Below are 5483 nucleotides of genomic sequence, written 5' to 3' on the forward strand. Positions count from 1 at the left end.
ACTATACAAAAACATGCCATAGAGGGATTAATTTGGTTTACACCGTTCTTAGAAGAAAAATGGAAAGAGGAAAATAGCAAAGAGCAACTTTTAAATATAGTTAGACTTACAGATACGGAAGAATCAGTTATGGGTATGAGTCCACATTTTATGATTATTTCAAAAAAGTAATTTTAGATTATGATTGGAGGAACTGTGGAAAAATTACAAAATATAGATATTTTAAAAGAGCAATATAATAATGATAATAATTTAAACAAAAGAATATCAATACATGATAAATATTCAACTAATAAGTTAGGGTTTGGAAATTGGATAGTTTCAAATTATGATATTTCACCTGATTCTATGATTTTAGAACTAGGATGTGGGACAGGAGACATGTGGCTAGAACATATAGATGTGATAGAAAATGGTTCCAAATTAGTGCTAACAGACTTTTCTCAAGGTATGTTAGAAAGTGCACGAGAAAAATTGGAGAAACATGAGAATATAGCTTTTGAAGTGGTTGATATTCAAAATATACCATTTGATGATGAAAGTTTTGATATTGTGATTGCCAATATGATGTTATATCATGTTCCAGATTTAAACAGAGGACTTTTAGAAGTAAGGCGTGTACTTAAACCTGGTGGTAAATTTTATTGTGCTACATTTGGGGAACATGGAATTGTTGAATATATAGAAAGTGTTTTAAAGGAGTTTATTGTTACTGAAACAAAAAATAATGCTTTTACTCTTCAAACTGGAAATAGTAAATTAGCCAATCATTTTAAATGTGTAGAAAGATTAAATTATGAAGATTCATTAGCGGTTAGTGATATAGAGGATATCATAGATTATATTTATTCACTGGATCAGATGACGAATCTTAATAATATTAATCGTGAGGTTATTAAAGAGGTTTTAGAAAGTAAAAAAGAGAGTGGTGTTCTGAAGATACCAAAAGAATATGGGATGTTTGTTTGTATAAGATAATTATGACAATCAAATTTATAAATGTGGGAAGCAATTAGTTGATATGGTTTACTTGAAGAAAGAGGTGTGTAATTTGAAGGAACAATATTATTTAATAGAACCTGCGATGGAAGATGAGGAAGCTATGAAACTTTTATTTACAAAATGGAAAGATTTTGGTGGAAGAATGAATCCTGGACTATTGAAACGTTATAATAATGATTACAGAAAGTGGCTACAGTGTATTGAAGACTGGCACAAAGGGGTCAATATTGGAGAAAATGTTCCACAAACATTATTTTTTCTTAAAAATAGGGAAGGTACAATATTGGGTGCAACATCACTTAGACATTATTTGAACCATACAAATATTGTAGATGGTGGCCATGTAGCATACGGAATATGTCCGCAATACAGAGGGTGTGGGTACGGAAAATTAATTCTTGATTTAGCTTTGAAGAAACTATCAGAAATGGGAATTGAAAAAACTCTTGTAACTTGTGATACTGATAATATTGGCTCACAGAAAGTGATTTTATATAACGGTGGTGTTTTGGAAAATCAAACTTATGATGAGGATGGAATATCTATTAATCGATATTGGATAGATAACTAAAGATTAGGGTAAAAGTAGATAAATTTGAATTTATATGTGAGATTATTTGCGATTTTAAGTGTTCACGAAAATATCTGTTTTAGTGGACACTTAGTTTTTATACATTCTGTTATAATTACTATAAATAAGTTATGTATTTTTTGAGGGGGTGAATTTTATGCATGCTTATGCATTTGTAGCTTATTTTGATTATGAAACTGAAGAATTACTAAAAAACTTATGGAAGAATTTAAGTGAAAAACATATTACTCAATATGGTGTTGAGTCAAAAGGCAAAAGGCCACATATTACAATTGCAGACTATGATAATTTAAGTAAAAATAAGTTTATACCTTTACTTGATGAGTTTTACAATAATAAATCAAGTGTAGCTGTAGAACTAAATACACTAGGTTCTTTTATCAATACTGGAACTTTATTTATTGCACCAATGTTATCAAGGGAATTGTTTGATTTTCATAGGGAACATCATAATTACTTTAAGATATTTAATGATAATGAAAAGTCATTCTATATCCCGGGGAAGTGGACTCCTCATTGCACAATTGCAAGTAGATTAAATGAAGATAATATGATACAAGCATTCAATCATTGTAAGAGTAATTTACAAAAAATCTATGGTGAAATAAGTGAAGTTGCTCTTATAGAAGTTAAATTGAATGACTATGGAATAGCAGTAGAAGATACAGTTATATTTTCTAAAAAACTTAAATAATTAATAGGAGAATCGATTGAAGAATCGGCTATTAGAGAAGTTAAAGAAGAAACTGGTCTTGATATTATAAACGATTTCTTTGATGGTAAAAAAGGAATATTTAGATAAGCACAATATTAATATAATATGAACTAAAAAATCCAATATGCAATAGCTATTAAATGGAATAAAAAAATAGAGAAAATATATGAAAATACCGAAACATTAGGGGGATTTTATGAATCATAAGGGAACAAAAAAAATAGAAACTGAAAATTTAATTTTAAGAAAGTTTGAATTACCAGATGCAGATGCGGTATATAAAAACTGGGCAAATGATTCAGAAGTTACAAAGTTTTTAACATGGGGTCCAATGAGGGATGTTGATACTTCTAAAGTAGTTGTAAAAAGCTGGATTGATGAATATGAAAAAGAAAATTTTTATCAATGGGCGATTGTTTTGAAAGAAAACGGAGAAGAGCCAATAGGAACTATTAGCGTTGTGCGTCAAGACGAAGAAATAGGAATGGTTCATATTGGTTATTGTATAGGAAAAGCATGGTGGAATAAAGGTATCACCTCAGAAGCACTAAGTGCTATAATTGAATACTTTATAAATGAGGTTGAGGTGAATCGTATTGAATCAAGACATGATCCTCTTAATCCAGGTTCAGGCAAGGTAATGATAAAATGTGGAATGAAATATGAAGGTACGATGAGAAAAGCAGATATCAATAATCAAGGTATTTGTGATTGTGCTTATTATGCTATATTATCTGAAGATTATAACAGGGAGTAATTTTAAGAATTAAAATATGAATAATTATTATATAAAATAAAAAATGTTATAAAAGGAGGAGTAATTTGAAAATAAGTCCTATTATAGAATCCGATAGACTAATACTAAGAAATTTTAAAGAAAAAGATATAGACATATTATATGGCTACAGAAATGATAAAAATTGTAGCAAATATCAAAGATGGGAAGACACTTCTAAAGAGTATCTTACAAACTTTATAAAAGAAGAAAAATTAAAAACTTTAAATAATGATAGTTTACAACTTGCAATAGCACATAAAGAAAGTGATGATTTAGTAGGAGATATATTTATTTCATTCAAAGGAAATTGTATAACTATAGGCTATACAGTAGACTCTAAATATCATAGAAAAGGGTATGCTTATGAGATGATTAAAGAACTAATAAGTTATCTATTTGATAATTTTGAAGGCTATGAGATAGTAGGTTTAGTTCATCCAGACAATGAACCAAGTAAAAGGCTATTAGAAAAACTGAGCTTTGATAGTGAGGGATATGTAGAACAATTAGATAGCTTAGTTTATTGTTTGGAAAGTTCTAGATGAAGACTTGTGTACTAAAGGTATGATTGATAAAGATACTTTTAAATGTTTATTAAATCCTTCTTTATTATTCTAGCTACATAGAAAAGAAGATATTGATGAATTGATGGAAGGATTTAAGGTTACTCGTCTTAATTATCCAGAGTATGACATTTCAAAAGGTTCAAGAATTATAAAGTTCTTGAACCTTTTTCTATTCCGCGGGCTTTAGGTTATAGTTAATGTAAAGTTAAAAAATGGATATACCCCTTTACATGCTTGTGAATATATGATAATATTTATTCATGAATATTTATTAATAAATATTCATAAAATGATAAAAAGATATAGGGAGGTAAAATGGCTAAAAATTTTACGGAAATTGATATAACTAGTTTAAAAAATAAATTAAAGGAAGAATGTGAAAAGAGTTGGAAAGAAAATGGATATAAATCAACTAATATAGCTTATTTAACTAAGAAAGTAGGAATATCTACCGGCTCATTCTATAGATTGTACGAAACAAAAGAGGAACTATTTTTTGAAGTACTTTACATGATTCAAATCAATTTAAAAAATAAATTAAAGTATATCCTTAATCAAAATAAGGGATTGGATGGGTTTAAGGATGCTATTAGGTGGATTTTTGAAGAATACTCAAGTTATCCAAAGCTTTATAACTTTAATAACCCTGACTATTTATTATTTATAAATAAATTATCAGAAAAGGATATTGAATCTTTAAAACTGCATAATGATGATTTCTTCCATGAAACATTAATAAACTCTAATTTGAGTTTAAAAATACCAAAAGAAAAGGCTTATGCAATATTAAATACCTTACTTGTCACATCTACAATGGATAAAGAATTTAGTTGTAATAAACTAGAAGTATTTGAGTTTTTACTAGAGAGTTCAATAAAGAATATGTTTAATTAAACTAAGGAGTAAAAAATGAAAAAATTATTAATACCTATTCCAGATTTTATACCAATAATTTACTTATCAGAAAATACTATACAGAATTTAAGTTATATCTCAATTTGTTTATCAATGTTTATTTTTTCATTTGGATTTTATAGATTTAATAAAAAGAAACCTCATGGTATTAAATTAATTATTTTAAGTGGGTTATTGTTGATTAATCCAGTTATAAATTTAGTATCATGCTAATGAAAGGGGCGTTAAAATGATTAATAAATTAAATTCTACGCTAGAAAAAGTTAATTCTATTACTGGTGTTAAAATTACAACTCCACAACCTACTAAAATAGGATTACAGTTAAGTAGAGGACTATCCTTAGCTATAGGAATAGGAGGGGTAACATTAGGTGCAGTTTGTTCCTCAAAAATACTTCTAGGTCTTGGGGCATTAGGTTCTATAAGTGCAATTGCTACAACTAGTGAATTAAAAAAATTAAAGTAAAATATAATAAATAATCAAAGTAAATCTTAAGTATAAATAAAGAAGGATATTATTTATGAATGTAGAAATCCAAAGTTACAGTAGGTAAGTATACGTGAACTACCATCCACTTAATTAACCTACGGCTAATTTGAAGTGGTGGCTTCTTGGTCAATATAGCCAACGCTACAAGTTTACCCAAGCTAACCCCGTCGCACCGACGGTTTGTGTTATCAACACTAATAATACCGACTTCTCTCTCGGTAAGAGCCACCCTCTTGGATTGTGAATAGAATCAAGTCTGTACACGTCATGGCTTGGTTTTCGCTCGATGTACAGTTGGCGATTGGTTGAATATTTTACGGTACTGACCATTTCCAGTACCAACCTGATATATTCAGTTTTGAAAGTTCTAAACGTATTATTAGTATAACAAATTTAGAAAAAAATATGAATAGTAAAATAACCTA

At 28.5% G+C, this 5483-nt stretch carries 10 protein-coding genes; 9 read left to right on the plus strand and 1 reads right to left on the minus strand.

The features are described from left to right. Window positions 1-195: 195 nt before the first annotated feature. The 9 genes from ACRC03_RS20195 to ACRC03_RS20235 all read left to right on the plus strand — a co-directional run bounded on the left by ACRC03_RS20195 (window position 196) and on the right by ACRC03_RS20235 (window position 5034). Window positions 196-978, plus strand: coding sequence for a class I SAM-dependent methyltransferase (locus tag ACRC03_RS20195; RefSeq protein WP_438654412.1), 783 nt, complete (start codon window positions 196-198; stop codon window positions 976-978). A gap of 64 nt (window positions 979-1042) precedes the next feature. Continuing rightward, on the plus strand, window positions 1043-1573 hold the full coding sequence (locus ACRC03_RS20200) for a GNAT family N-acetyltransferase (RefSeq protein ID WP_438654413.1): 531 nt from the start codon (window positions 1043-1045) through the stop codon (window positions 1571-1573). A gap of 157 nt (window positions 1574-1730) precedes the next feature. Continuing rightward, window positions 1731-2288, plus strand: coding sequence for a 2'-5' RNA ligase family protein (locus tag ACRC03_RS20205; protein ID WP_438654414.1), 558 nt, complete (start codon window positions 1731-1733; stop codon window positions 2286-2288). A gap of 3 nt (window positions 2289-2291) precedes the next feature. Continuing rightward, window positions 2292-2396, plus strand: a complete 105-nt coding sequence (locus ACRC03_RS20210) for an NUDIX domain-containing protein (protein WP_438654421.1) — start codon at window positions 2292-2294, stop codon at window positions 2394-2396. A 109-nt stretch (window positions 2397-2505) separates the two neighbouring features. Further along, on the plus strand, window positions 2506-3066 hold the full coding sequence (locus ACRC03_RS20215) for a GNAT family N-acetyltransferase (RefSeq protein ID WP_438654415.1): 561 nt from the start codon (window positions 2506-2508) through the stop codon (window positions 3064-3066). Between the two features lie 65 nt (window positions 3067-3131). Continuing rightward, window positions 3132-3632: a GNAT family N-acetyltransferase gene (locus ACRC03_RS20220; protein ID WP_438654416.1), complete on the plus strand. Its 501-nt coding sequence runs from the start codon at window positions 3132-3134 to the stop codon at window positions 3630-3632. A 336-nt stretch (window positions 3633-3968) separates the two neighbouring features. After that, window positions 3969-4547, plus strand: a complete 579-nt coding sequence (locus ACRC03_RS20225; protein WP_438654417.1) for a TetR/AcrR family transcriptional regulator — start codon at window positions 3969-3971, stop codon at window positions 4545-4547. A 15-nt stretch (window positions 4548-4562) separates the two neighbouring features. Continuing rightward, window positions 4563-4781 (plus strand): hypothetical protein, encoded by a 219-nt coding sequence (locus ACRC03_RS20230; protein ID WP_438654418.1) that lies wholly within the window; start codon window positions 4563-4565, stop codon window positions 4779-4781. 16 nt (window positions 4782-4797) lie between these two features. After that, window positions 4798-5034, plus strand: coding sequence for a hypothetical protein (locus ACRC03_RS20235; protein ID WP_438654419.1), 237 nt, complete (start codon window positions 4798-4800; stop codon window positions 5032-5034). A gap of 49 nt (window positions 5035-5083) precedes the next feature. Here ACRC03_RS20235 and ACRC03_RS20240 read toward each other — a convergent pair whose 3' ends face one another. Then, on the minus strand, window positions 5084-5215 hold the full coding sequence (locus ACRC03_RS20240) for a hypothetical protein (RefSeq protein WP_438654420.1): 132 nt from the start codon (window positions 5213-5215) through the stop codon (window positions 5084-5086). Between the last annotated feature and the right edge of the window lie 268 nt (window positions 5216-5483).

This window comes from Romboutsia sp. (genome assembly GCF_051659545.1).
Taxonomy (GTDB): Bacteria; Bacillota; Clostridia; order Peptostreptococcales; family Peptostreptococcaceae; genus JBOFOR01.